The sequence below is a fragment of the Gordonia sp. ABKF26 genome, assembly GCF_041103195.1.
GTDB classification, from domain to species: domain Bacteria; phylum Actinomycetota; class Actinomycetes; order Mycobacteriales; family Mycobacteriaceae; genus Gordonia; species Gordonia terrae.
The window spans coordinates 5,371,948-5,395,304 of the sequence record NZ_JBGCVZ010000003.1 but is presented as its reverse complement, the minus strand read 5'-3'; the positions used below and the strand labels follow the sequence as shown (position 1 = coordinate 5,395,304).

Below are 23,357 nucleotides of genomic sequence, written 5' to 3'. Positions count from 1 at the left end.
CATGACGACGCTGCCTCCTGAACCGCGCGGTCGGAGTTCGGGACACCAGGACGCCACCGTGCCGATCATGGGCGAGGCCGGGGGTCTGCTGGCCGAATCCGACGCCACGTCGGTGCCGGTGGCGCGGCGCCGGGCGGGGCGGACGAAGATCATCGCGACGCGCTACCGGCGAAACCGCTCCGCGATGCTCGGGCTGTTCATCTTCGGGTTGTTGGTGCTGTTCGCACTGTTCGGCGGGTTGCTCTCGGCTTACTCCTACACCGACACCGACTTCCTCGCGATCGGGATCCCGCCGACCTTCTCGGGATCCGAAGGCGCGCACTGGTTCGGCACGAACGACGCGGGCAACGACCTGTACGCCCAGGTGGTCCACGGGCTCCGGCGGTCGCTGACGATCGCGCTGTCGGTGGCGATCGGGACCACCGCGATCGCAGCTGTGCTGGGCGGGTCGGCCGCGTATTTCGGCGGATGGGTGCAGCGGATCGTCCTGGGTGCGGTCTACCTGCTGCTCGTCGTGCCGACGTTCCTGATCCTCGCGCTGGTCTCGAACAGCACCGGGGGCGACTGGCGCTGGTTGATCGTCGTGCTCATCGCGTTCGGATGGATGATGCTGGCCCGGGTCATCCATTCGCTCGCCACGACCGTGCGCGAACGCGACTACGTCACCGCCGCAAACTATCTCGGGGTGTCGCCGGTGACGATCATCCGACGACACATCCTGCCCAACATCGCCTCGCTCCTCGTCGTCAACTTCGCGCTCGGCGTGGTGGCCACCGTCTTGGCCGAGACCGGTCTGTCCTTCCTCGGTTTCGGCGTCGAGATCCCCGACGTGACCCTGGGGTCGTTGCTGCAGGCCGGGGCGGGAACACTGGCCGCCTCCCCGTGGCTGTTCTGGTTTCCGGCAGGGGTGTTGTCATTGCTGACCGTGTCGATGGCGCTGATCGCCGACGGGTTGCGCGATGCCTTCGACCCGACCTCCCGGGCGTCGACCCGTCGACACCGTCCCACCGATGAGGCCGGGCGATGATCGGCGCGGTCGGCTCCGCCGTGCAGCCGGCGGTCATCGAGGTCCGCGACCTGCGGGTGGACTTCGACACCGAGGCCGGCGCATTGAACGCGGTCCGCGGCCTCGACCTCGAGCTCCGATCCGGTCGGACGACGGCGCTCGTGGGCGAATCGGGTTCGGGAAAGTCGGTGTCGGCGTTGGCCGTTCTCGGATTACTGCCCGATGCCGCGCGGGTCTCGGGTTCGGTGACCCTGCGCGGCCGGGAACTGGTGGGCCTGCCGGATCGGGATTTCTCGGCGATCCGGGGTTCGGAGATCGCCATGGTGTTCCAGGACCCGCTGTCGTCGCTCACGCCGGTGTTCACCGTCGGCGCCCAGATCTCCGAGGCCCTGCGCGCTCACCGGCAGCCCTCCGGCAAGCAGGCGTGGGCACGAGCGGTCGAGTTGCTCGATCTCGTGGGCATCCCGGATCCGGCGCGGCGTGCCCGGTCCTTTCCGCACGAATTGTCCGGCGGGATGAGGCAACGGGTGATGATCGCGATGGCCATCGCCAACGATCCCGCCGTGATCATCGCCGACGAACCGACCACCGCACTCGACGTCACGATCCAGGCGCAGATCCTCGAGGTCCTGCGCACCGCGCAGCGGGAGACCGGTGCCGCCATGCTGCTGATCACCCACGATCTGGGGGTGGTCGCCGGCACCGCCGACGACGTCGTGGTGATGTACGCCGGTCGGGCGGTCGAAACCGCGCATGTCGAACCGATATTCGTCCGTCCGCGGATGCCGTACACGATCGGTCTGCTGGGCGCGGTTCCGCGGGTCGACCGCCGAACCGACACGCTCACCCCGATCCCGGGTGTGCCGCCGGCTCTCATCGACCTCGACGACGCCTGCCCGTTCGCACCGAGATGTCCACTCGCGGTCGACGACTGTCTGCGCGCCGAACCGGAACTGCGACCACTCGTGGGGGGCGGCGACGGTGTCGAGGACGACATGGCTCCCGGGCACAGCGCCGCCTGCATCCGTGCCGACGAGATCGGGGCGGACGGGCGGCTCGGCGGAACCCCGGTGTTCGACGGACCGGTGTTCGGCACGCAGGGGTTCGGTGCGGCGGCCCCTCGAGGCGACGAAGATCGTTCGTCAGCAACAGTTCTCGAGGTCGAACAGATGGTCAAGGTCTTTCCGCTCACCAGCGGCCTGCTTCGGCGCCGCGTCGGTTCGGTCCGCGCGGTCGACGGCATCTCCTTCGATGTACGACGCGGTGAGTCGATGGCGATCGTCGGCGAATCGGGAAGCGGGAAGTCCACGACCCTGCTCGAGATCATGAACTTCGCCCAGCCGGCCGGCGTGATCCGCATCGGCGGCGTCGACCCGGCATCGGTCCGCTCGCGTGCCGCACGAGCGTTGCGCCAGAAGGTGTCGATCGTCTTCCAGGACCCCTCGGACGCTCTCGACCCACGCTTCACCGCCTTCGACATCGTCGCCGAACCACTCCGTGCGCTCGGCCACCCGAAGGCCGAGACCGAGCGCGCCGTCGCCGATCTCATGCTTCGGGTGGGGCTCGACCCCGTCCACGCCGACCGGTTCCCGGCCGCGTTCTCGGGCGGGCAGAAACAGCGACTGGCCATCGCGCGGGCCCTGGCCACCGATCCGGAACTGATCATCCTCGACGAACCGCTGTCCGCGCTGGACGTCTCCGTGCAGGCCGACATCGTCAACCTCATCCGGCGGTTGCAGTCCGACGGTGACGTCGCCTACCTCGTCGTCGCGCACGACCTGTCGGTGGTGCGCCAGCTGGCGGACCGGATCGCGGTGATGTATCTCGGGGCGATCGTCGAAGAGGGGCCGACCGAACGCGTCTTCACCCGGCCGTTGCACCCCTACACACGGGCCCTGCTGTCGGCGGTCCCGATCCCCGACCCGCGAATCGAACGCGAGCGTCGGCCGATCGTGCTGAGGGGCGAACAACCCAGTCCCACCGAGGACATCGTCGGGTGCGGCTTCGCCGCCCGCTGCCCGTTGCACCGGGACCTCGACGACGCGCGACGCGAACGCTGCCGCTCGGTCGTCCCCCGATTGCGGACGACCGAGCAGGATCCGCACACCGATCACCGAGCGGCCTGCCACTTCGTGGAGCTCGACCCCGGCCCGGGGGGATCGACGTGAGACGGTTCTGGATCCTGCTGTCGGTGGTGGTGATCGCGGTCGGGTCCGTCGCGGGATGCGGTGCCGCGCTCGACACGTCAGCGGTGACCACCGAGGGCGCGTCGCTGAATCCGCAGCCGCGCGAGAACCTCCGCGACGGGGGCAGTCTCACGACCGCCATCACCGAGGTGTCCGCGCAGTGGAACACCTTCCACGCCGACGCTTCGGCCTACACTCTGGCGCTGTGGCGGTGGTACAACCCGAATCTGGCCTACTTCTCACCGGACGGCGAGTATTCGCCCAACCCCGACTACCTCACCGATGTCCGCACCGAGACCGTCGACGGCGACACCGTGGTCACCTACACCATCAATCCGCGGGCGTTCTTCAACGACGGGACGCCCATCGACTATCGGGCCTTCGTCGAGACCTGGCGGACCAGTAGGGGAATCGACGACCGATACATCGTGAGTTCGACCGACGGGTACAGCCAGATCGGCTCGGTCACCCGGGGGATCGACGACCGGCAGGCGATCGTGCGGTTCGACGGCGTGTATGCGTGGCCGGACGGTCTGTTCAATCTGGTGCTTCATCCGAAGGCGACTTCCCCGGACACCTACAACAAGGGATACGTCACGAACCCGCACACCGAATGGGGAGCCGGGCCGTACACGATCGCGTCCTACGATCCGAACGCGGGAACGGTTGTGTTCGAGCGCAATCCGAAATGGTGGGGCAAGCCCGGCAAACTCGACCGGCGGGTGTTCCGGCAGCTCGAGTCGCAGGCCGCACTCAACGCCTTCCAGAACGGTGAGATCGACGTCGCCGGAGTGGCGGCGAAGGATGCCCGTGCCCGCGTGCTGACCATGAACGGGATCGACATCCGGACGGCCGCCTCGCCTCAGCAGGCCCTGCTCGCGCTCAACCTGGACGCCCCGATCCTCGCCGATCGGACCGTGCGCGAGGCGGTGATGACGGCGATCGACCGAGAAACACTGGCGCGCATCCGGTTCACCGGTCTCAACTACACCGAGGAACTTCCCGGATCGCTGTCGCTGTATCCGTTCCAACCCGGCTATCGGGACAACCTGGCCGGTGTGGTCTCCTACGACCCGGATCGCGCCTCGGGTCTGCTCGATCAGGCGGGGTGGCGCATCGGGGACGACGGCATCCGGACCAAGGACGGAGCGCGGCTGTCACTGACCCTGCCGAATGTCGGCGACGACACCACCAGCGCCAACCTGTCACGCGCCCTGCAGGCGATCCTGGGCAAGGTCGGCATCGACCTCGTCGTGACCCAACGACCGTCAGCGGACTTCTCGAAGGTCGTGGTGAACAAGGAGTTCGACCTGTTCATGATGGGCTTCTCCTCGAGCGATCCGTTCGGGATGGCCTACTTCTGTCAGGTCTGGTGCAGCGACTCGCAGTTCAACCCCGCGGGCGCGGGGACACCCGAGCTCGACGCGCAGATCGAGGCCATGTCGCAGATCGGCGACCCGACAGCACAGATAGCCGCCGGGAACCGGGTCGAACACGAGGCGTTCCAGCAGTTCTCGAACCTGCCACTGTTCAACGGTCCCGCCATGGTGGCGGTGAAGGAAGGGCTGGCGAACTACGGGGCGGGTCAGTTCTACATCGGCCCGATCGAGGACATCGGCTGGGAGAAATGACGGGAGCGACCGGACGGTCGGCTAGTCCGCGGGCCCCGCGCTCAGTCGCCACAACGGATTGACCGGGCCGTGGCCGGCACCCAGCGGATAGGCGGCGGCCAGGCAGCGCGTGACCCAACCCTTTCCGAAACCGACCGCCTCGGGGACCGGGTAGCCGTGTGCGAGGGCGCTCGCGATCGCCGCGGCGAGGGTGTCGCCCGCGCCGTGGTCATGCGGGGTGTCGATCCGCTCATGACTGAGTTCGATGAACTGGTCACCGTCGTAGAGCAGGTCCGGGGACCGATCCGACGTCCGCAGGTGCCCGCCCTTGACCAGGGCCCACCGCGGCCCGAGATCGAGCAGTGCTCTGGCGGCATCGCGCTGCGAATCGGCGTCGGTGACCTCGATCCCGGTGATCAAGCGAACCTCGTCCAGATTGGGTGTCACGACCGTGGCGAGGGGGAACAGCTTGTGACGCAACGTGTCGAGCGCGGAGTCGGCGAGCAGCTGGTTTCCGTGCATCGATGCGCACACCGGGTCGACCACCAGCGGGACGGATGCATCGCGGCCGATGCCGCTCGCGCCGCACTGCTCGACGATGGCCTCGATGATCGGTGCCGACGCGAGCATGCCGGTCTTCGCCGCGGCGACACCGATGTCACCGGCGACGGAGTCGATCTGCGCCGCCACGGTCTGCGGTGAGATCTCTTCGAAACCGCGGACACCCAGCGAGTTCTGGACGGTCACCGCAGTCACCGCGACACACCCGTGCACCCCGAGCAGGGCGAAGGTGCGCATGTCGGCCTGGATTCCCGCACCACCACCCGAATCCGATCCGGCGATGGTCAGGACCCGAACGGGAGCAGAACCGGGCTGCGCAACAGGGAGTTCCACGAAGCCTTCCTTGTCGACCGTGCGTCGATCTCCGTCGACTGTGCGTTGTTTCGCGTTGACTGTGCGCATCACTCGCCACCAACCGTCTCGAGCGGCAGGTACACGCGGTTCCCGGCCTCGGTGAACTCCGCCGACTTCGCGGCCATGCCCTCCGCGATCGTGCGGTCGATGTCCTCGGCGGTGACGAGACCGTGTTCCTCGGCATAGGCGCGGACATCTGCCGAGATCCGCATCGAGCAGAACTTGGGCCCACACATCGAACAGAAGTGGGCGGTCTTGGCAGGCTCGGCGGGCAGTGTCTCGTCGTGGTACGCGCGAGCGGTGTCCGGATCGAGTGCGAGGTTGAACTGGTCGGTCCATCGGAACTCGAAGCGCGCCTTGCTGAGTGCGTCGTCGCGTTCCTGGGCTCGCGGATGGCCTTTGGCGAGGTCGGCGGAGTGCGCGGCGATCTTGTAGGTGATCACGCCGACCTTGACATCGTCGCGGTCCGGAAGTCCCAGGTGCTCCTTCGGAGTCACGTAGCAGAGCATCGCGGTGCCGGCCTGGGCGATCATCGCTGCCCCGATGGCCGAGGTGATGTGGTCGTACGCGGGTGCGATGTCGGTGGCGAGGGGGCCGAGGGTGTAGAACGGTGCCTCCTCGCACAGCTCCTCTTCCAAGCGCACGTTCTCCGCGATCTTGTGCATGGGGACGTGCCCCGGTCCCTCGATCATGACCTGCACGCCATGCGATTTGGCGATCGTGGTCAGTTCGCCGAGGGTGCGGAGCTCGGCGAACTGTGCTTCGTCGTTGGCGTCGGCGATCGACCCCGGGCGCAGACCGTCGCCGAGGGAGAATGTGATGTCGTAGCGCCGGAAGATCTCGCACAGCTCGTCGAAATGCGTGTACAGGAACGACTCCCGGTGATGTGCGAGACACCACGCGGCCATGATGGAACCGCCGCGCGAGACGATGCCGGTGACGCGCTTCGCGGTCAGCGGCACGTACCGCAGCAGGACGCCGGCGTGGACGGTCATGTAGTCGACGCCTTGTTCGGCCTGCTCGATGACGGTGTCGCGGTACAGCTCCCACGTCAGTGAGGCGGGGTCGCCGTTGACCTTCTCGAGTGCCTGATAGATGGGAACGGTGCCGACCGGGACCGGCGAGTTGCGCATGATCCATTCCCGCGTGGTGTGGATGTCTGCGCCGGTCGACAGATCCATGATGGTGTCGGCGCCCCATCTGGTGGCCCACACCATCTTCTCGACCTCGTCGGAGATGGAGCTCCGGACCGCCGAATTACCGATGTTCGCATTGACCTTCACCGCGAAGCGCTTTCCGATGATCATCGGCTCGGACTCGGGGTGGCGGTGGTTCGCCGGGATCACCGCGCGCCCGATCGCGACCTCGGAGCGGACCAGTTCGACGTCGACACCCTCCCGGGCGGCGATGAACCGCATCTCGGCGGTGACGATCCCGGCGCGCGCCCAGGCGAGCTGGGTGCTCGCGCCGTCGATCGGGTCGGGCCGGTGCCAGCTGTCGCGAATGGGTGCGAGGCCCTTCTCGACATCGATGTGTGCCGCGTCGTCGGTGTACGGCCCCGAGGTGTCGTAGACGTCGAGATGCTCACCATTGGTGAGGTGGATGCGGCGCTGCGGCACGCGCAGATCGTCGACCGAGAGGTGGTGTTTGACGCTGCCCTCGATGGGACCGAGGGTCAGGAACCCGGAATCGGCGGGTGCGCTGCTGTCGTATGTGGCGGATACAGGTGTACCCATGGCTCAACTCCCTACGCCGGCATTACCCGGACAGGTTCGAGCGGTCGGCGACCGCCCGTCGCCATCTCAGCCCTCGGTCATCGTGAGAGCCCCCGCGGTGTGTAGTTGTCGTGCGTCCGCAACCCTACATCGCCCGACGAGGCGGGCGGGCAGGGTGCGGCGAACCGTATCGATATGCGACAACCGAGCCATGGGGTCGGCAGTTACGGTTCCGTAAGGTACCGTGTGACCCGGATCACAGGCGGGTGTCATGTCGAGTCAGTGCCGGCGCGCGCCGATGGTCCGATGTCCGTGATCACGAGGTGAGGAGGGTCGGGTGCTCCGCAAGCATCGTCAGCGACCACCACAGTCGGCGAAGTCGATTCTGCAACAGATCTCGCAGGTGGTACACAACCCCGACCGCGACCGATTCGAACTCTGGGTGGCCGGCGATCTGGTCGGCGTTCTCGGGTACACGACCGAGACGGCCGACGGTCAGACGACCATCACCGTGCTGCACACCGTGCTCTACGACGAGTACAGCGGACACGGTCTCGCCACCCGGCTCACCCGCACCGTCGTGCACTACACCCGCGAACAGGGCGCCCGGCTGCGTCCGGTGTGCACGTTCACCAAGCGCTACCTCGACAGCCATCCCGGGATCGTCACCCTCGCTCCGGTGTGAGGGGTGCGCCGGCTCAGTCGGCGAGCAGGGTCTCGCGCAGCACCTTCTTGTCGATCTTGCCGACCGCGGTCACCGGGAGGGTGGTCACGATCCGCACCGCGTCGGGCAGTTTGAACGAGGCGAGTCCGCGCTCGGCGAGGAACGTGCGGATGGTCGCGAGCTCCAGCGGCTGGGCCGGGGGGTGCTCATGCGAGAGCACCACGGCGGCGCAGATCTTCTCCCCGAGTGCGTCGTCGGGTAGGCCGACCACCGCCACCTGTCGGACCGAGTCGTGGGCGAGGAGGTTCTCCTCGACGTCGTCGGCGGCGACGTTCTCGCCGGCCCGGACGATGGTGTCCTTGATGCGGCCGGTCACCGCGAGGTGGCCCGACGGCAGCCTCGTCACCTTGTCGCCGGAGCGATAGAAACCGTCCGGCGTGAAGGACTTCTCGTTGTGGGCTGCGGCCCGGTAGTAACCGCGGATCGTGTACGGCCCACGCACCAGGAGTTCACCTTCCGTGCCATCGGGGACGTCGTCGCCGTCCTCGTCGACCACGCGCACCTCGTCGAGCTCCGACATCGGCGAACCCTGCACCTGGTGAACAAGCTCGCGCGGTTCATCGAGACGGGTGTAGCAGATCAGACCCTCGGCCATCCCGAACACCTGCTGCGCGACGGGGCCGAGTGCGGCGTCGAGGGCGACGGCGTCGGGCTGGGCCAACTTGGCGCCGCCGACCTGCAGCAGGCGCAGCGAGCTGATGTCGGCGGGTTCCCACTCGGTCGCCGCGCACCAGAGTTGCGCGAGGGCGGGGACGAGCGACGTCACCGTGATGCGGTGTCGCTCGATCAGGTCGAAGGTGTTGTCCGGGCTGGGGTTGTCGGCGAAGACGATGTGCCCGCCGACGCCGACCACGCCGAGGATGCCCGGGCAGCTCAACGGGAAGTTGTGTGCTGCGGGCAGCGCGACGAGGTAGGTGTCGTCGGCGGTGAGGCCGGCGATGCCCGCCGACAGTCGCGCGTTGAGGTCGTAGTCGTCGTGCGTGCGGGCGATCAGTTTCGGCAGGCCGGTGGTTCCCCCCGAGACCAGGAACAGCGCAGGCAGACCGGGGTCGGGGCCGTCGGGGAGCGCGGTCGCGGCGGGGTCGGCGTCAGGCAGCGCCGCGAACCGGCCGGGATCGCCGGAGATGAAGACCTGCGCGATGTCGGGCACCCGCGACTGCAGTTCGGCCGCGAGGTCGCGGAGGTCGAACCCCCGGCGGCCGTCCTCGCCGATGTAGGCGACCGCGCCCGAGCCGGTCGCGAGATGGGCGATCTCGGTGATCCGGTGCGCCGGCAGTGTCATCACCGGCACGACACCCGCGCGTAGGAGGCCGAACAGGGTCACGGCGAAGTCGAGGGAGTTGTTGAGCTGCAGGACGACCCGTTGGGCGGGCCGCAGACCGGCGTCGACGAAACCGGCGGCCCGGCGCAGGGTGGCGGCGCGGAACTCGGCGTAGGTGAGCGTTCGCGGACCGTCGGTGGATGCGTCGGTCACCGCGGGCGCATCGGGGGAGCGCTCGGCCGCGACGTCGAGGGCCGCGAACAGCGGGCGGCCGAGGAACACACCCGCGTCCCGGTATCGCTGGGCCTGTGCATCGGTGTGGGGGGAGAAACCGTCGAGCAGATCGGTCACGTGGTCGAGGTGCGTCGGCATGAGTTCATTCAAACACAGCCAGGATAGGGTAACCTTACCGGTCGATGCGGGACGGTGGGCCCGCTCTCGACCGTGGGGGGTTGTTTGATTAGGCTGCCCTAAGCTTCCCTATGATCATCGGTGCTCGAGTGCATCACGACCGGAGGAACGAAGGACATGTCGCTGACAACCGAATCGCACGCCGCGCAGTTCGTCGACCTGCTCGCGCCCGCCTCGCCGCTGGGTGAGTCCGATGCTGCGCGGATCACGGCCGCCTGGGCGGGTTCCGGCGAGTTCGGCGATCATGTCGTCTACGAGCGCGACCGGCGATGGACCTTCGCGGCCGGGGTGCGTGCTCGTGTGGTCGTGACGCGGAGCGAGGTCATCGTCGACGATCAGGGTGACCGGACGACGACGCCGTGGCGCGGCGACCCCGCCGACGCGCTCGCTGCCGCGACCGCTTCGTTGTCGATCCCGGACTGGCGCGTCTACGGCTGGGTCGGCTTCGACTTCTGCGCGCCCTATCACGGCATCCTCGACCGCGTCCCGGAGGACACCGTCCTGGCGCACCTCATCGTCCCCGAGTTCGAGGTGACCGTCGATGCCGAGGGCGTCGACACCGGCGCCGTCGACGCCGATCGCGCCCGTCGTCTTCTCGAGATCGCCTCGCAGGCAACTGTTTCGGCAGAGTCGCGACCGGTGGATGTCCAGGCGGACCCCGACGACTACCGGGGGCGGGTGGCGACTGCGGTCGCCGAGATCGAAGCCGGCCGGTACCAGAAGGTGATCCTCTCCCGCGCCGTCGACATCCCGTTCGACGTGGACATCCCCGCAACCTACGCGCGCGGCCGGGCCGACAACAATCCCGCCCGCAGCTATCTGCTCTCGCTCGGCGACCTCCAGGCCGCCGGATTCAGCCCCGAGCTCGTCGTCGCGGTGCATGACGACCGGACGGTGGTCACCGAACCGCTCGCCGGGACAAGAGCTTTCGGTATCTCGGCGGATCAGGACGCGGCGGCGCGCGCCGACCTCCTCTCCGATGCGAAGGAGATCGCCGAGCACGCCATGTCGGTGCGGGCGTGCTTCGACGAGATCTCGTCCATCGCAGCGGACGACACCACCGCGGTGAGCGAGTTCATGGAGGTCCGCGAACGAGGCAGCGTCCAGCACCTGGCCTCGACCGTCCGCGGCACCCTCGCTGCTCACGAATCACCCTGGCGTGCACTCGAAGTCGTCTTCCCGTCGATCACCGCGTCGGGGATCCCCAAGACCCCGGCGGTGGAGGCGATCGACCGCCTCGAGCCGCGGCGTCGTGGCCTGTACTCCGGCGCCATCCTCACCGCGGCATCGACGGGCGAACTCGAGGCTACCCTCGCGCTGCGCACCATCTTCTCCTCCGGAGACGGCGCGTGGCTGCGTGCCGGCGCCGGGATCGTCGCGCAGTCCACGCCGGAGCGCGAGTTCACCGAGACCTGCGAAAAACTCGGCAGCGTCGCCCCGTACGTGGTCCCGCGCTGATCACCCGATACTTTCGACCGAACACCCCATCTCAGGAGTCACCACATGTCCGACCACATCACCGAAGCCCTGCGCGGCATCCTCGAAGAAGACCTCGACCTCTCGCTGGGAGATGTCAGCCGCGACGCGAAGCTGATCGACGACCTGGGACTGGATTCGGTGGCGTTCGCCATCGGTGTGGTGGCGATCGAGGAGCGGCTCGGCGTGAAGCTGTCCGAGCGGGAGCTCTTCGAGTCCAAGACCGTCGGTGACCTCGAAGACCTCATCCGGTCGAAGGCCGGCACCCCGGCCTGAGACGGAGAGTCGACATGAGTGTGGACACACCGGTGCAGACGTACGCCGAATTGCTCGACGCCGCGTTCGACGAGCGGGTGACGTCGTGGACGGCGCAGGCCGAACAGGATCACCGGTTCCCGCGGCCCCTTCTCGAGCACCTCGGCTCCGAAGGTGTCTTCGTCCGTAAGTGGGAGGACCGCAAGTTCACCGACCTCTACGATCATTTCGCGCTCGGCGCCCACCTCGGCGCGCTCGGCTCCGCGGCGATCGGGGTGGGGGTGAGCCTGCACGACTCGGCGATCGCCATCCTCCGCCGCTTCGGCCGCAACGACTACCTCAAGGACCTCGCCCAGCGTGCGCTGACCGCCGAGACCGTGCTCTGCATCGGGGCCTCCGAAGAGCAGGGCGGCTCGGATCTGCAGAACTCCGAGACCCGGATATTCCCGGAGAACGACGGCTTCCGCGTCGTCGGACACAAGAAGTTCGTGTCGCTCTCGCCGATCGCGGATCACGTGTTCGTGGTCTGCCGTGGCGTCGACGACGGTCCTGATCTGGGCGGCAACGTGGCCCTCGCCGCGGTGCCGATCGAGTCGGTCACGGTGGGCGAGCCGTACCAGAAGCTGGGCGCCGGGCCGCTCGACACCGCCCCGGTCACGATCGATGCCTGGATCCCGGAAGAGGCGCTGATCGCGCGGCCGGGGACCGGCCTGGCCATCATCAGCTGGGGGCTGGCGCACGAGCGGTACTCGGTGGCCGCCCAGATCGCCGCCGCCTGCGAGGTCATGATCGGGGTGACGCTCGCCCGGATGATGGAGCGCACCCAGTTCGGCAAGAAGCTCTACGACCACCAGGCGCTGCGCCTGCGCGTGGCGGACCTGCAGGCCAGGGTCGACGTGCTGCGGTACGCACTCGCCGGCGTCGCCGCCGAGGGCAAGATCAACCTGCGCACCGCCGCGGCGCTGAAGGCGACGGCCGCCAATCTCGGTGAGGAGGTCGCGTCGGAGTGCCTGCACATCTTCGGCGGGATCGGTTACCTCGAGACCGAGACCCCGATCGGCCGGTGGTGGCGGGACATGAAGCTGGCCCGCGTCGGGGGCGGCACCGATGAGGTGCTGTGGGAACTCGTCGCGGCAGCGATGAAGCCCGACACCGAGCGTTACCAGGCCATGTTCATCGATTCGGAGCTACACCGGCCGGGCTCGTCCGCGTCCTGAGAAGCATCCGAACATCCACTCCCACCCAGGCGGTCCTCACATGAACAGCCCAGCCGGCCAGGCCCCGGTCGACGCACGCGTCACCGAACTCGCGCCTCCCGACCACACCTACCTGCACATGGACAAGGCCGGTGCGCCGATGCACTGGTCGATGATCCTGCAGCTCGAGGGCGGCGACGTGCTCGGCCTCGATGCGGTGCGGGAGCGGGTCCGCGAACGATCCGGGCTGTTCGAGATCTTTCGGCTGGGAATCCGTAACGGGCGCTGGCGCAAGCCCGAGGTGGTGCTCGCCGACGACAGCTGGGACGCCGGCGAGCACGTGACCGAACTGGGGTTCACCGACCGCGCGCACCTGCAACGTCGGGTGGCGAAGCTCCTCGAGTCGCCGCTGCCTCGCCCGCGCCCGTTCTGGGACATCACGCTGTTCACCCCGTCGGCCGGCGCCGAGGGCGTCGGGCAGTGGGTCCTGCTGCGGGTACACCACAGCGTTTCCGACGGCATCGCGGGCGCCGCGTTCGCCGCACTCCTCGCCGACGGCGAACCCGAGGACCTGGCCGAGTTCGAGCGGTTCGCGACCAGCCCTCGATTCCGGATCAGCGGCATCGATCCCGAGGAACTCGCCGAGGCGAAGGCCGCCTACGGCGATCAGCACGCGGCCGGCGGTGGCAAGAAGCGGGCCTGGCCGGCGCTCACCAAGTCGGGCGAGCGGGAGTACGCACTCGTCGATGCCTCGACCCGAGACCTGCGCAAGGCGGCCAAACGCAACGATGCGACGGTCCACGAGTTCCTGCTCGCCGCCATCGGACGGGCGATCAGCCTCAACCCGCCGACGAGTCCACAGGCCGACGTCGTCCGCGTGACCCTGCCCGTGACCCTCGACGACGGATTCCGCCACACCGGTAACGCGGTGTCCGTGGCGCTCCTCAACCTGCTTGGCAACGAGCCCGATCTCACACGCCAGATCGACCGCGCGCGAAGCGAACTCGAGACGATCGCGAGACGGAAGCCGGAGCTGTACCTGGCCGCGGCCGACGACCTGCCGCGCGCACCGCTGTGGGGTCTGCAGCGCGCGATCGTGAACGCGTCGATGTCCCACATGCATCCCGACATCCACATCGGCATCAACCCCGGCTTCTCCCGGGTGCGGTCGGTGCTGGGGCAGTCGATCGTCACCCTGACGCCGCTGTCGCCACTCGCGGGCTACTCGCTGTCGGTGACGACGTTGATCCTCGGACACACCACGACGTTCGGCGTCGTGACCGATGCGCAGGCACTGCCCGGTTACGCCGACCGCTTCGTGGCGACGCTCGGTGAAGTACTGCGGGAGGCCCTCCCGTCGACCTGACGGGGGTGCAAGCTTAGGCTTGCCTTGTCATCCGATGTCCGAGGGCTGCAAGATACAGGTGGCCGTCGGCTCGGCGGGGGCGAAGACATACACGGAGAAAGATCAACATGAGCAACGACGTCAACTACCAGGACCCGTCGGCGGTCGACTACCAATCCGGGGTCGATTACCGCGAACCGGATGCGGGTTCGTCGCGTCGGTCGGGCGGGGTCAGCATCCCGACCGTGCTGGCGTCGGCAGGCGTCGCCGCCATCATCTCCGCGATCGTCGTGACGATCGGCGTGGTGGGCATCGTGGTGAGCGAGCGTAACGATTCCGCCACCGCCGCCCAGCCGACCGTCGTCAACCTCGGTGCCGCGCAGACGGCGCTGCCCCAGCAGGGCATCGCGGGCCAGCAGCCGGGCGCGGTCCCGGGCCAGCCCGCACCCGCCGGGGCGCCGGCCGCCGGAGCGCCCGCAGCGGCCCCGACGGAGAACGTGCCCGAAGGCGGCGGCGCGATCGGCGGACCGGTCGGCCCTCCCGGTGAGGGAGCTGGTCAGGCCCCGGCACCGGCGCCGGCACCGGGCACCACGGCCGCGCCGCAGCAGACCGTGGCCGCCGGGCCCACCGCGCTGACCCCGGGACAGCTCAACACCAAGGTCCGGATCGTCATGAACTCCAACGGCAGCCGCGCCGCCCGGGCCGCCGAACTCGAAGGCGGTGAGCGTGCGCTCCGCCAGATCGACCTCGTCGCCCGTGCGATCACGACCTACGGCAACGTCGGGCTGAGTTACCAGATGGTCGGGCCGGTCCAGGTCAGTGGTAACACGCTGACCGCGCCGCTGCAGATCAGCGTGGTCGGCCGCGGAAGCCAGAACCGGTCGATGACGTTCGTGTGGAGCGGCAACAAGTGGAAGCTGTCCAACCGAAGCGTCTGCACCATAGCGGGATTCGTCCTGATGCCCTGCTCGCTCTGACGGCCGGGCACACACTCTGTCCGGTCCGCCGGACGACATCGACACTCCATGGGGGATCTTCACGTGACTTCACGACATCGCCTGGGCGCTCTCGTCGCGAGCGCACTCCTGTTCGCGGGCCTGCTGGCCGGTTGCTCGAGCTCGGATGACGAATCCGCGGGCGGCTCCGTCCAACTCAATCTCCCGGACGGCAGGCAGGTCACCATCCCGGACACCCCGGAGCGGATCGTCACACTGGGTGACCAGTGGACCGACGTCGTGTTGTCGTTCGGTGAGACGCCGGTCGGTTACTACGACTACTCGAAGTCGGCGACCGGCGAGATGCAGCCCTGGTACGGCCAGAAGCTGGCCGATGCCACCTTCGTCGACCCCACCAAGGGTGACGACGCGACGACCATCGCCACACTGAACCCCGATCTGATCTTCGCACCGGGCTTCGCCTCGGACAGCCCGGAGTTCGAACAGATCTCGAAGCTGGCGCCGACGGTGAACGCCATCAGCGACCAGGAGATCGACCCCTGGCAGGACATGGTCACCGTGATGGGCACGGTGCTGCACGACCCGGAGAAGGCGAAGTCGATCATCGACGACACCAACGGCAAGATCGCGGCGGTGTCCGAGGAGTACCCGGGTCTGAAGGGCAAAACCTACGCGTTCGCCTTCATGTACGGCCCCGATCAGCTGTCGGTTCTCGGTGACGAGAACGACGGTGCCGCAAAGCTGTTCACCGAGCTCGGCATGAAGATGGCCCCCAAGCTGGTCGCCGAGTACCAGCGGACCGGGCAGCCGCGGTTCGGTCTGAGCACCGAGAACATCCCGATGCTCGACGCCGACGTGCTCGTCGTGGCCACCGCCACCCCCGAGCAGGCGGAGACCCTGCGGTCGCTTCCCGGGTACAAGAACCTGAAGGCGGTCAAGGACAACGCCGTCACGTTCATGACCCAGTCGCAGATCACCGGCCTCAACGCGCCGACGCCGAACTCGATCCCCTACGTCCTCGATCTGCTCAAGCCGTCCTTCGCCGCGGCGTCCAGCTGATCTCCGTCTGACGAACTCGCCCTCCGCGGAAAGCGGAGGGCGAGTTCGTTTCTGGGGCACCGGACCCTTCGAGGCTCGTCGCTTGCGCTCCTCGCACCTCAGGGAGCAGAGGGTGCCCCCCTGCTGGTTGAGCAGGCGACGAGCGCAGCGAGGAGCCGTGTCGAAGCCACTTCGCAACCCCGCCAACGACAACGGCCCGACCCTTCGAGGCTCGTCGCTAACGCTCCTCTCAGGGAGCAGAGGGTGGCCCTGCTGGTTGAGCAGGCGACGAGCGCAGCGAGGAGCCGTGTCGAAGCCACTTCGCAACCCCACCAACGACAACGGCCCGACCCTTCGAGGCTCGTCGCTAACGCTCCTCGCACCTCAGGGATCAGAGGGGTGCTCGTCGCTTGCGCTCCTCGCACCTCAGGGAGCGTTGATTCAGCGGGTCACTGGGCCGTGGGCAGGGTCGACTAGGGAGCGACGATGTCGTCGTCGTCCGCGGCGCCGAAGCTGGTGAACGCGGTGTGCTTGGGCAACCGGTAGGCCTCTCGGCCCAGAACCGTGTTGAGGATGCGTGCGTTGCGGACGGCGCCGATGTCGAGGTTCGGGGCCGAGACGCCGTGCGCGTGCTCCTCGGCGTTGGCGACGAAGATCCGGTTGGTCAGGGCGTCGTCGGTCTCGATCTCATGGTTGGCGCCGATGACGAGCCGTCCACGGGAATCGCGATGCAGCGCAGACTCGATCGGAGCGAGGAAGTCCGCCTTGCGCGCCTGGTATCCGGTGCTGGCGATGACCATGTCGGTGGTGTGGGCCAGTTCGGAACCGGTGTCGAGGTGGCGGCCGCGCACCCGGAGCTTGCCGTCGGCGAGGGTGTCGACGCCGTCGACCTCGACCGAGATCCGCAGCTGCACCGGGCTGAGCTTGTCCTGCAACTGACGCCGGTACAGCAGGTCGTGGAGCCGCTCGAGCGAGTCGGTGGAGATTCCCTTGTGGAACTGCCAGTGCTGCGGGCGGACCCGGTCACGTGCGGCCTCGGGAAGACTGTGGAAGTAGTCCATGTAGGCCGGCGTGGTCATCTCCAGCGACAGCTTCGTGAAGTCCAGGGGTGCGAACCATGGTGTGCGCGTCCACCATCGCACGGCGGGGCCGCCGCGCAGGTTGGCCTCGAGCAGATCGATGACGATCTCGGCACCCGACTGGCCGGATCCGACGACCGTGACGGTGTCGGCGGCCAGCGCCTTCTCCTGGTTGAACAGGTAGTCGGAACTGTGGACCACGGCCGGCGACTCCGACGAGAGTGCTTGCGGGATGAAGGGTTCGGTGCCGATCCCGACCACCACGTGACGCGCGATCACCGTCGAGGAGCTCGTCGGAGTGTGCATGGTCACCCGGAAGGCATCGGCCTCGGCGTCCCATGCCACCTCGTCGACGGTGGTGCTCCACCGGAGTGAGTCGAGCCGGGACACGCACCATAGGAGGTAGGCCTCGTACTCGATGCGCGTCGGAAAGAAGTCCTCGCGCACCAGGAATCGGTACATGCGATCGATGTCGGCCATGTAGTTCAGGAACGACAGCGGGTGGGTCGGATCGACGAGCGTCACCAGATCGGACAGGAAGCTCACCTGCAGGGTGGCATCGTCGAACATCAGGCCCGGGTGCCACCGGAACTCGTCGCGTGAGTCGACGACGAGGAGGTTCACGTCGTCGAGCGTCGAGGCGAGCGCGGCGAGGCCCAGATTGAACGGGCCGCAACCGATCGCCAATACGTCTACGTTTTCAACAGAGTTTATTCGGAGACTCTCACCATTTCTTCACTGTATGTTCCCGCGCCGGGTGCGGCGGAGCCTTCGGACTCCACCTCGAGGGCGACGCGGAGGAGTTCGTCGAACAACTCGTCGATGTCGCTCTCCGAGGTCTCCGGATTGAGGAGGGTCAACTTCAGGCAGGTCTGTGGCTCGTCCTCGCCCGGGATCCGGACCTGGGTACGGCCGATGAGGGCCTTGCCGTCGGCGATGAGGCGGCGCCGCAGTTCACCGTTGACCACGTCGAGATCGGTGCACCGGTAGCGGAACACGACGGTCGTCAGCGTGACCGGCGCGATGAGCTCGAGCTGCAGTTCGGTGGCGACACGCTGTTCGGCGTACAGCGCGAGGTCGTTGCACTTGTCGAGCATCTCCCCGAGGGTGCTGCGCCCGTAGGCGAGCAGGGTGGTCGCGACCTTGAGGACGTCCGGACGCCGGGTCGTCTGGAGGGTCTGACCGAGGAGTCCGCTGTATCCGGCCTCCACGTCGTCGTCGGGATTGAGGTACGCCACCGAGCGATTCAGGGACACGAAGCGATCGGCGTCGGACAGGAGCATGAGGCTCGCAGCGGCGGGCTGCCAGCCGACCTTGTGCAGGTCCAGGGTGACCGAGTCGGCGCGTTCGACGCCGGCGAGCAACCCGGCGAGGCGGTCGGAGAACAGCGAACCGAAACCGTATGCGGCATCGACGTGCATCCAGATCTCATGACGCTCGGCGATGTCGGCGATCTCCCCGAGCGGGTCGACGGTGCCGAAGTCGGTGGTGCCCGCGGTGGCGACGATCGCCAGTGGGGTGGCGGTGCCGGAGTCCCGGATCGCTGCCTCGAGGGCCTCCGGGATCATCCGGTGGTGTGAATCGACGTCGACCGGGATGACCGCGGACTCGCCCAGACCCAGTGCCGCGCAGGCACGATGGACCGAGAAGTGGGCGACCCGCGAACAGAAGACGACGGGGCGATGCAGTGCGCCGACGCCGTCATGACGCACGTCCACACCGTGGCGCGCGGCGGTGTGATCGCGGGCGATCATGAGCGCCAGCAGGTTCGAGATCGATCCGCCGGGACTGAAGACACCGCCGGCATGCTCGCCGAAGCCGGCCATGCGGGCCAGCGACTGCACGGTCCAGGTCTCGAGCGCGAGCGTGGCCGGACCCGAATCGTAGGTGTCGAGTGAGGCATTGGTCGCCGATGCGAGGGCGTCCGCGGCAACCGCCACCGACAGCGGAGCGGGCTGCAGATGTGCCGCGGCCATGGGGTGGGTGAGGTCGAGACCGAACTCGGCCACCAGGCGAGCGAGTCGGGTCAGTGCCGCGGATTCGCCGATGCCGGTCTCGGGAATCCCGTGCGGACCGAGCAGTGCCGTCACGCCGCCGAGTACAGCCACGGGGTCGCCGCTCGGCAGCGGGGCGCCGTGGTGATCGTCGCTGACCGCGGCGGCGACCTCGGCCAGGCCTCGGCCGACGTCGGCCCAACCGTGGCCGGGACGGGCGAATCGCGAGGCACCCCAGACGGACTGGTGGTCTTCGGACACTGAGTTCCCCCTTGTTGACTCTGGCGCGCGATGGCGCGGCGGCAGGCCGGTCATCCGGCGGTGCCCTTCTGCGGAACGCGCTCGGCGAGGACTTCGAGGAGCGCGGAGACGGAGTAGTGCAACGACGTCGGGATCAGGTCGACGAGCGTGGTGAGCACGGCGGTGGCTCGGTCGGCCATCTCGTCGGGGACGATTCCCGGTTGGTGATCGACCTCGACGTGGGTTCTGTCGTCGTCGGCCTCGAAGGCGATCGAGAGCGGGTAGTTCGCGATCCCGTTGAAGACCGACCGGCAGGTGACCGGCGCGTCGGCGGGTTGCGGGATACCGCGCAGCGGCGCGGGCCGGACCGACGCCATGATCTCGATGACGGGGAACCGTCCACCCTGCTGTCGCAACGCGGTGAGAACCGGCCCGAAGTCGGTGCCGGAGTGTTCCATCGACCGGTAGATGACCGAACCCGCGTCGCGGAGGGCCTGTTCGACGGTGGCGTCGGGGTCGACGCGGAACCGCATCGGGATGATGTTGCCGCAGTAGCCGACGTCCTGCGGTGCCTGCGCGCGCCGACGATTGTCCGCCGGCACCACCAGGACATGGTCCGCGGCGCCGGTCAGTGCGTACGACGCCAGCGAGCAGACCCCGATCAGAAGTGCGTTGGGCGTTGCCCCGACGGTCTGGGCCACCCGCCCGAAGGCGGACAGCGAGTCGGCCGCCACCGGGGCGGCGGCCTTGATCCCGTCGCGGTCGTCCATCGGTGACAGCCAGCTGTCGGCGGCGCTCTCCGTGGGCAGCTCGCCGGTGAGCGGGTAGCGGACATCGTCGGCAGCCCAGGTCGCGATCGCATGCCGCACCGCGCTGTTCGCCGCTTCCGCGGCCGCCGCGGGGTCAGGCGTCTCCGGTCGGGCGTCCGCGGTGACGTCTCCCGGCCACGAACCCGACACCAGGGTGCCCAGGAGCAGGGGCCATGACGTGTCGTCGACCGCGAGGTGGTGGACCACCAGGATCATCGTGACGTTCCCGTCCGACCCCGAGACACGCATGCGCAGTGGGACTTCCGAGTGGAGATCGAACGGTGTCCGGGTGAGCGCGGTGGCTGTGGCGTCGACATCGTCACCGGCGTCGCTCACAGCCGAGTCCGTCGGTCCCCAGGTCCACACCGATCGCGAGGCGTCCCACGAGCCCGCGCGCGGCACCTCGCGGCGGCTCGGCGTGCCCGCATCGTCGACCTCGACCACCGAGCGCAACACCCGGAACCGGTCGACGAGCAGCTCGGCGGCGGCGACGACCGAACCGAGCGTCCGGCGTCCGCCGAACTCCAGCACGAGTCCGATGTTGTGCGACAACGATTCCGGGTCCAGTTCATAGATCCGCCACATCCGGCGTTCGGCGATGCCGAACTCGCCGAACGGCACAGTCGTCTCGGGTCGAGTGTCACCGGCGCCGGGAGCGGAGCGAGCGGGCCGAATGTCACCGGCGCCGGGAGCGGAGCGAGCGGGCCTAATGTCACCGGCCTGCGCGAGCCGACGACGCAGGAGCGTGAGGCGCGCTTCGGTCAACGCGGGCATGGTTCCCTCTCGGTCGATGTGGCGGCGGTCGGCGTCGACGCAGCCGCGGCCATGGCGTGCAGGGTGTCCCAGTCGCGGACGACCTCGACCAGCTCGCCCGTCGCCCACTGGGCAGCCTGGTCCTGGAAGTGTTCGGATCGGGGATCGCCGCTCACGCCCAGCGGGACGATCCACCGACTTGCGCTGCGATCGGCGAGATCCCACACATAGCGTGCCGCGGCACCGGTGATGCACAGGTGTGTGCCGACCGCCGCGGCGTTGGCGAAGACGCTCTCGGCGTCGCCGGCCAGCGGCAGCGGTGTCGGACGCAGCGTGGCGAACAGGTCCGGGTACTGCGGCGATGCGCCGACCAGGTCGAACCCGTGGATGGGGGCGAGGCGGTGGACGCTGCCCCAGGTGGGTGTCGAACCGAAGCCGGCGACGCGGGCCACCACGGCGTCGAGTGCCGCCACCGCGACGGCCTCGATGTCGATGCCGATCCCTGCCGTGTTCGCGACCACGGACGTCAGTGCGGTGGCCAGCCGGGGTTCGGGCACGAACCAGGGCTGGAACACCGCCGGGAATCCGTGCGGCCCGCGGAGCGGGGCGAGGATGTCGGTGTTCGCCACCCCCAGGACGAGTTGGGTACGGAACTCGGCGTACAGATACGCATCGGTGCTGTCGGCGTCCATCGAACGGTCCCACGCCACCAGCCGCTGCCGGACATCCTCGGCCGCGGCGTCGTCGGCGCGTACACGGGACAGCAACTCCTGGACGACGGTCGCCTGCTCGAGGCGCACGTCGGAGTGGATGTCGGCACAGTCGGCCGGACTCACCGAATCGAGATCGTCGAGCCGCGCGGCGATACGGTCGGCGCGGAACGGTTCGACGCACTCGCTCGTGAGCGGTTGCAGCGCAGGCACGTCCGACATCCGCTGGTTGGCGGTGACGGTGATGCCGCGACCCTTCGTGACGCCCTCCGCAAGCTCCGGGCTCCTCAGGGAGCGGGGGGTCGCGTCGAAGTCCGGATCGCCGAGCGAGCCGCGTTCGTATCCGCGCCACTGGTAGCGCTCGTCCCAGCCGGGCACCGGCAACCAGTAGTTCTCGGGCGCACGGACCGGTACTCGGCCGGCCACATGGGTGGCGACGGTGCCGTCGGCGTGGGCGATCACCGCGCGGTTGACCGGCTCGACCCAGTTGACGAGCGCGGCCTCGACGTCGGCGACCGTGCTCGCGAACAGCAGATCCAGCGGCGCGTCGAAGGAGACGTCTTCCGAGAGCAGGGGTGACCGGATGCTCATCGCGAACGAGTCCTCGGGGCCGCCGAACACGACAGCACCGTTCGGGGTGGTGATCACCTGTGTCGCCACGGGTTCGGCACCCCGGACCAGGATGGTCTCGGTGCTGACCCCGGCCGGCACCCGGCCACCACCCGGCACCTCGACCAGCAGTGCGCCCGTCTCGTCGCGCGTCAACCGCTCGAGGAAGAGATCCTGATAGTCGCCCATGGCGTTGGTGATGCCCCAGGCGATGTCGTCGCCCTGGCAGAAGTGGGGGACCCCGGGTACGCCCGCGAAGGCGAACCCGGCCATGTCGAATGTGTCGAGGGGTCCGGTGGAGGCGAGATGGAACTGCTGATAGATGCCCGGCAGCTCGAGGAAGCGATGGGGGTCACCGGCGACGATCGGCGCGCCGGTCGAGCTCCGCTCCGCGGAGACGCCCCATGCGTTGCTGCCCGACATCGGATCACCGAGGTCGACTGCGGGGGAGGGCTGTTCGGGGGACACCGGCCGGGTGATCGCCAGGATCTCGTCGAGGAACGCCTCGTCGGGCATCGCGGGCATCGTGGGGTCGGTCTCTCGTGTCTCGAAGTCCCAGAATCGCAACGCGTCCAGACCGAGCGTGCGGCAGGCGTGCAGCCGGAACAGTTTCGTCGTGAACCGTCCGAACAGCACGTGGTGCATGATGAACACCGAGATCGGTGTCCACGGGCGCCACGGTTGCGGACGATGCGCGAGCGCCTCGAGTTCCGGTGCCGCAGCAGAGGTGTCGGGGTCGTCGAGGGTGCTGTTCACCCCGGCCGCATAGGCGGCGACGAGATCTCGGGTGCGGGCGGAGGATGCGTCGAAGATCCGTCTGGCCGCGGCATCGAGCTGTGCCCGGCGGGCGAAGGTGTCCCACTCCACGCACGAGGCCCCGAAGACCTCGGCTGTGCGTCCTTCGGCGCGCAACCGCATGAACTCGATCTGCCAGCGCCGGTCCTCACCGCATGCCCGACCCTGTCCGTACAGGACGGCCGCCGGGTCGGCCCCGCGGACGTGCGGGATGCCGTGGCCGTCGCGCAGGATCTCCACGTCCGGTCCCGCGCCACTGTGGGTGGCGGTCATG

At 68.4% G+C, this 23,357-nt stretch carries 17 protein-coding genes and 1 riboswitch; of the genes, 10 read left to right on the top strand and 7 right to left on the bottom strand.

Features of this window, described 5'->3' with window-relative positions; translation table 11 throughout:
• Window position 1 precedes the first annotated feature (1 nt).
• Genes AB4Z55_RS25030 through AB4Z55_RS25020 form a run of 3 tightly spaced genes read left to right on the top strand, consistent with a single transcriptional unit; the run spans window position 2 to window position 4,823 of the window.
• Entirely contained in the window at window positions 2-1,027 is a 1,026-nt protein-coding gene (locus tag AB4Z55_RS25030; protein ID WP_369520859.1) for an ABC transporter permease, read from the top strand.
• Entirely contained in the window at window positions 1,024-3,174 is a 2,151-nt protein-coding gene (locus AB4Z55_RS25025) for a dipeptide ABC transporter ATP-binding protein (protein WP_369520858.1), read from the top strand. The genes AB4Z55_RS25030 and AB4Z55_RS25025 overlap by 4 nt, the downstream gene beginning before the upstream one ends.
• Window positions 3,171-4,823 carry an ABC transporter family substrate-binding protein gene (locus AB4Z55_RS25020; protein ID WP_369520857.1) on the top strand — a complete coding sequence of 551 codons (1,653 nt, stop codon included), beginning with the start codon at window positions 3,171-3,173 and terminating at the stop codon, window positions 4,821-4,823. The genes AB4Z55_RS25025 and AB4Z55_RS25020 overlap by 4 nt, the downstream gene beginning before the upstream one ends.
• A 21-nt stretch (window positions 4,824-4,844) precedes the next feature.
• On the opposite strand, the gene thiD is transcribed toward AB4Z55_RS25020, so the two are convergent.
• Both thiD and thiC read right to left on the bottom strand, forming a co-directional pair.
• Window positions 4,845-5,765 (bottom strand): bifunctional hydroxymethylpyrimidine kinase/phosphomethylpyrimidine kinase, encoded by a 921-nt coding sequence (gene thiD, locus AB4Z55_RS25015; RefSeq protein ID WP_239401848.1) that lies wholly within the window; start codon window positions 5,763-5,765, stop codon window positions 4,845-4,847.
• Window positions 5,765-7,453: a phosphomethylpyrimidine synthase ThiC gene (gene thiC, locus AB4Z55_RS25010; protein WP_369520856.1), complete on the bottom strand. Its 1,689-nt coding sequence runs from the start codon at window positions 7,451-7,453 to the stop codon at window positions 5,765-5,767. The genes thiD and thiC overlap by 1 nt, the downstream gene beginning before the upstream one ends.
• Window positions 7,445-7,559: riboswitch (TPP riboswitch) on the bottom strand. It overlaps the preceding gene by 9 nt.
• 210 nt (window positions 7,560-7,769) lie before the next feature.
• Between thiC and AB4Z55_RS25005 the strand changes: the two genes are divergently transcribed.
• Window positions 7,770-8,117, top strand: a complete 348-nt coding sequence (locus tag AB4Z55_RS25005; protein ID WP_004019726.1) for a GNAT family N-acetyltransferase — start codon at window positions 7,770-7,772, stop codon at window positions 8,115-8,117.
• 13 nt (window positions 8,118-8,130) lie between these two features.
• Here AB4Z55_RS25005 and AB4Z55_RS25000 read toward each other — a convergent pair whose 3' ends face one another.
• Window positions 8,131-9,789 (bottom strand): (2,3-dihydroxybenzoyl)adenylate synthase, encoded by a 1,659-nt coding sequence (locus AB4Z55_RS25000; protein WP_369520855.1) that lies wholly within the window; start codon window positions 9,787-9,789, stop codon window positions 8,131-8,133.
• A 156-nt stretch (window positions 9,790-9,945) separates the two neighbouring features.
• Between AB4Z55_RS25000 and AB4Z55_RS24995 the strand changes: the two genes are divergently transcribed.
• The 6 genes from AB4Z55_RS24995 (at window position 9,946) to AB4Z55_RS24970 (ending at window position 16,115) form a co-directional block, all read left to right on the top strand.
• Entirely contained in the window at window positions 9,946-11,286 is a 1,341-nt protein-coding gene (locus AB4Z55_RS24995; RefSeq protein ID WP_004019728.1) for a salicylate synthase, read from the top strand.
• A gap of 45 nt (window positions 11,287-11,331) precedes the next feature.
• Window positions 11,332-11,580, top strand: coding sequence for an acyl carrier protein (locus AB4Z55_RS24990; RefSeq protein ID WP_004019729.1), 249 nt, complete (start codon window positions 11,332-11,334; stop codon window positions 11,578-11,580).
• A gap of 14 nt (window positions 11,581-11,594) precedes the next feature.
• A complete protein-coding gene (locus AB4Z55_RS24985) occupies window positions 11,595-12,776 on the top strand; it encodes an acyl-CoA dehydrogenase family protein (RefSeq protein ID WP_369520854.1) in 1,182 nt (393 codons plus the stop codon).
• Window positions 12,777-12,816: 40 nt separating this feature from the next.
• The gene (locus tag AB4Z55_RS24980; protein ID WP_369520853.1) at window positions 12,817-14,121 is read left to right on the top strand and encodes a wax ester/triacylglycerol synthase domain-containing protein; all 1,305 of its coding nucleotides are present in this window, start codon (window positions 12,817-12,819) and stop codon (window positions 14,119-14,121) included.
• A 107-nt stretch (window positions 14,122-14,228) separates the two neighbouring features.
• Complete coding sequence (locus AB4Z55_RS24975) at window positions 14,229-15,077, top strand: hypothetical protein (RefSeq protein WP_369520852.1); 849 nt, start codon at window positions 14,229-14,231, stop codon at window positions 15,075-15,077.
• Between the two features lie 63 nt (window positions 15,078-15,140).
• Window positions 15,141-16,115: an ABC transporter substrate-binding protein gene (locus AB4Z55_RS24970; RefSeq protein ID WP_369520851.1), complete on the top strand. Its 975-nt coding sequence runs from the start codon at window positions 15,141-15,143 to the stop codon at window positions 16,113-16,115.
• A 452-nt stretch (window positions 16,116-16,567) separates the two neighbouring features.
• On the opposite strand, the gene AB4Z55_RS24965 is transcribed toward AB4Z55_RS24970, so the two are convergent.
• Genes AB4Z55_RS24965 through AB4Z55_RS24950 form a run of 4 tightly spaced genes read right to left on the bottom strand, consistent with a single transcriptional unit; the run spans window position 16,568 to window position 23,356 of the window.
• A complete protein-coding gene (locus tag AB4Z55_RS24965; RefSeq protein WP_369521059.1) occupies window positions 16,568-17,887 on the bottom strand; it encodes a lysine N(6)-hydroxylase/L-ornithine N(5)-oxygenase family protein in 1,320 nt (439 codons plus the stop codon).
• Window positions 17,884-19,428 (bottom strand): aspartate aminotransferase family protein, encoded by a 1,545-nt coding sequence (locus AB4Z55_RS24960; protein WP_369520850.1) that lies wholly within the window; start codon window positions 19,426-19,428, stop codon window positions 17,884-17,886. The genes AB4Z55_RS24965 and AB4Z55_RS24960 overlap by 4 nt, the downstream gene beginning before the upstream one ends.
• 50 nt (window positions 19,429-19,478) lie before the next feature.
• Window positions 19,479-20,990 (bottom strand): condensation domain-containing protein, encoded by a 1,512-nt coding sequence (locus tag AB4Z55_RS24955; RefSeq protein ID WP_369520849.1) that lies wholly within the window; start codon window positions 20,988-20,990, stop codon window positions 19,479-19,481.
• Window positions 20,978-23,356 (bottom strand): penicillin acylase family protein, encoded by a 2,379-nt coding sequence (locus tag AB4Z55_RS24950; RefSeq protein ID WP_369520848.1) that lies wholly within the window; start codon window positions 23,354-23,356, stop codon window positions 20,978-20,980. The genes AB4Z55_RS24955 and AB4Z55_RS24950 overlap by 13 nt, the downstream gene beginning before the upstream one ends.
• Window position 23,357 lies beyond the last annotated feature (1 nt).

Excerpts from the sequence above, each read along its gene's own strand:
- AB4Z55_RS24975 (WP_369520852.1), top strand. The coding sequence starts at position 14,229 with ATGAGCAACGACGTCAACTACCAGGACCCGTCGGCGGTCGACTACCAA.
- thiC (WP_369520856.1), bottom strand. The coding sequence starts at position 7,453 with ATGGGTACACCTGTATCCGCCACATACGACAGCAGCGCACCCGCCGAT.
- AB4Z55_RS24980 (WP_369520853.1), top strand. The coding sequence starts at position 12,817 with ATGAACAGCCCAGCCGGCCAGGCCCCGGTCGACGCACGCGTCACCGAA.
- AB4Z55_RS24990 (WP_004019729.1), top strand. The coding sequence starts at position 11,332 with ATGTCCGACCACATCACCGAAGCCCTGCGCGGCATCCTCGAAGAAGAC.
- AB4Z55_RS25000 (WP_369520855.1), bottom strand. The coding sequence starts at position 9,789 with ATGCCGACGCACCTCGACCACGTGACCGATCTGCTCGACGGTTTCTCC.
- AB4Z55_RS24995 (WP_004019728.1), top strand. The coding sequence starts at position 9,946 with ATGTCGCTGACAACCGAATCGCACGCCGCGCAGTTCGTCGACCTGCTC.
- AB4Z55_RS25030 (WP_369520859.1), top strand. The coding sequence starts at position 2 with ATGACGACGCTGCCTCCTGAACCGCGCGGTCGGAGTTCGGGACACCAG.
- AB4Z55_RS24955 (WP_369520849.1), bottom strand. The coding sequence starts at position 20,990 with ATGCCCGCGTTGACCGAAGCGCGCCTCACGCTCCTGCGTCGTCGGCTC.
- AB4Z55_RS24985 (WP_369520854.1), top strand. The coding sequence starts at position 11,595 with ATGAGTGTGGACACACCGGTGCAGACGTACGCCGAATTGCTCGACGCC.
- AB4Z55_RS24950 (WP_369520848.1), bottom strand. The coding sequence starts at position 23,356 with ATGACCGCCACCCACAGTGGCGCGGGACCGGACGTGGAGATCCTGCGC.
- AB4Z55_RS25025 (WP_369520858.1), top strand. The coding sequence starts at position 1,024 with ATGATCGGCGCGGTCGGCTCCGCCGTGCAGCCGGCGGTCATCGAGGTC.
- thiD (WP_239401848.1), bottom strand. The coding sequence starts at position 5,765 with ATGCGCACAGTCAACGCGAAACAACGCACAGTCGACGGAGATCGACGC.